At 65.0% G+C, this 2210-nt stretch carries 4 protein-coding genes; 2 read left to right on the top strand and 2 right to left on the bottom strand.

Features of this window, described 5'->3' with window-relative positions; translation table 11 throughout:
* Positions 1-2: 2 nt before the first annotated feature.
* Positions 3-437, bottom strand: coding sequence for a hypothetical protein (locus BM388_RS17410; RefSeq protein WP_175535156.1), 435 nt, complete (start codon positions 435-437; stop codon positions 3-5).
* Positions 438-549: 112 nt separating this feature from the next.
* Positions 550-990 (bottom strand): YtoQ family protein, encoded by a 441-nt coding sequence (locus BM388_RS17405; protein ID WP_089852495.1) that lies wholly within the window; start codon positions 988-990, stop codon positions 550-552.
* Positions 991-1151: 161 nt separating this feature from the next.
* Here BM388_RS17405 and BM388_RS17400 point away from each other — a divergent pair, with 161 nt between their 5' ends.
* Positions 1152-1601 carry a YHS domain-containing (seleno)protein gene (locus BM388_RS17400; protein ID WP_089852493.1) on the top strand — a complete coding sequence of 150 codons (450 nt, stop codon included), beginning with the start codon at positions 1152-1154 and terminating at the stop codon, positions 1599-1601.
* A 119-nt stretch (positions 1602-1720) separates the two neighbouring features.
* Positions 1721-2059 carry a hypothetical protein gene (locus BM388_RS17395; RefSeq protein ID WP_089852491.1) on the top strand — a complete coding sequence of 113 codons (339 nt, stop codon included), beginning with the start codon at positions 1721-1723 and terminating at the stop codon, positions 2057-2059.
* Positions 2060-2210: the final 151 nt, after the last annotated feature.

The following is a 2210-nucleotide window of genomic DNA, read 5'->3' as shown; positions in this document are numbered from 1 at the left end:
GTCTACCAAGCGACCGCATGAGGTTGAAGCAGGTCGGTACCGGCAATCGATGGACTCAACACGCTCGTTCTGTGCCCTGATGAATGAGGCGGGTTGACGACACCCAGGTCGTTGTCGCAGGGCCAGATCAGCGGCACCACCAGCACCTCGCCGTGGGCGCTGGCATCGCAGAGGGCCTGGAACTCACGTACCGCGACGAACACGTCCTCGGGCAGGTTGGAGAAGCCGTGGAGATAGATCAGCACCTGCCGGGCGTTGGATTCCTTGAGGCGGCGCAGAAACGCCTTGCTGCCGACCTCCTGATACTGCCCCAAACCGACCTCCTCGCAGTAGAAGACGGAGTTGCTGGCCGCGTTGTTCTTGAGATCGAAGGCGAAGGGGCGATTGGCCCGGGTGCGGATGCTCTGGGTGGGAAAGCGATTGGTGATGAACAGCATGAAGGGCCACCTCGCGGTGAGCGGCAGGTGGCCCTGCCCGGTCCCTTCAAGCTAGCACAGCGCACGCGCTCGGCCAGGCGGGGGCCCGGCCGAGCGCGTGGCTCTTGCGGCCTCAGGCCTTGAGGACGTAGCGCAGGATCTCGACCACCTGGTCGGTGGTGGTGGCCCAGGCCATGGCCGAGGCGTCGACCTCCTTCAGCGGGTGGATGATCGACTCGCCGTGGAGGGTGACGTAGGGCTTGCCCAGGGCGGCGCAGTAGCCGGCATCGAAGGCCGCGTTCCACTGCTTGTACTGGTCGCCGAAGCGCACCACCACCAGGTCGCTCTGCTCGATCAGCGTCTTGGTGCGGATGGCGTTCACCTTGGACGACTTGTGGTCGCGCCAGAAGCCCTCGCTCTGCGGGCCCAGGTGGTCGCCGGCGGCATCGCTGGCATCGTGATCGGTGACCGCCGAGGTGAAGACGACATCGAGGCCGGCGGCCTCGGCGCCGCGCTGGATCTCGTCGCGCCAGTCGGTGTGGATCTCGCCGGAGAGATAGACGTAAAAGCTCATGCGGGCTCCAGAACAGGGAATCGAGCCGACATGGTAGCCCAGCCGTGGCACCAGTGGAAATCCCTTCCATATATGAGAGGCGCCTCAACGAGCCCGCCTGTAAGGCCGGGAGCCGCATCGCGACAGAGCGCCATGAACGCAGGCTCTAAAGGAGACCGATCATGAATCGCAAACGCTGGTGGATGGCCCTCGCCCTGGCGATCGGCCTGGCCTGGTCGCTGGGCGCGGCCGCCGACGGGCGCATCTTCACCCGGGACGGCCTGGCCATCGGCGGCACCGATCCGGTGGCCTACTTTACCCAGGGCGAGCCGGTGGCGGGCTCGGCCGAGTTCCAGTGGGAGTGGCACGAGGCCACCTGGCAGTTCGCCTCGGCCGAGCATCGCGACCTCTTCCAGGCCGACCCCGAGGCCTATGCCCCGCAGTACGGCGGCTGGTGCGCCTGGGCGGCGGCCAACGGCGAGGCCGCCTCGACCGTGCCCGAGGCATGGAGGATCGTCGATGACCGGCTCTACCTGAACTACAGCAAGTGGATTCAGTGGCGCTGGGAGCGCGACATACCCGGCAAGATCGAGGCGGCCGACGCCCACTGGCCGGATATCTTCGGGGGGTGAGGCGACGGAAGCGCCGGGGGTGCATTTTTCGGTTGAGCGCCTCGCCATGGCTAAGGCAGGATGAAGGTTCAGGAGCACATGCCAGGGACGGATCCATGGCCTACCCCCGGAGAAGCCAAATGCAACCGCTGAGCTATTACTACTACAACGTGCTGGAAGGTCTCGAGAAGCCGAGCGACGTGCCGTCGACTCTCCTGCAGGAGGGCTACGACATCCTCTACCGCCACGGCGGTCGCGTCGAGATGGACCTCATCGCCAAGGCCGAGGACGGCGACGCGCGCGGCGAGCCCTTCCACTGGTACGAAGCCCTCGATGCCGAGCAGCGGGCAAAATTGCACAAGGCGCTGGAGGACAACAACCCGGCGAAGATCCTCAAGGTCATGCAGCGCAACGGCTACGCCGGCGTGCTCTACCACCACGCCAGAGAGCACTTCCAGAAGGCCGCCGACGTCGCCTAGGACGTTCCGGCAGCGCAATGAAAAGGGCCCGCGATATCGCGGGCCCTTTTGTGTAGATGTAGGATCCCGGATGATCAGATCGCCTATAGAAGTTATCCTCTGCTAGCAGCCAGAGAGCTTCTACAGCAATTCATTCGGGAGCAGGTTCATG

This window comes from Halomonas saccharevitans, from assembly GCF_900116405.1.
GTDB classification, from domain to species: domain Bacteria; phylum Pseudomonadota; class Gammaproteobacteria; order Pseudomonadales; family Halomonadaceae; genus Halomonas; species Halomonas saccharevitans.
The sequence above is the reverse complement of the archived record's forward strand: the minus strand, read 5'-3'. Positions and strand labels throughout refer to the sequence as shown.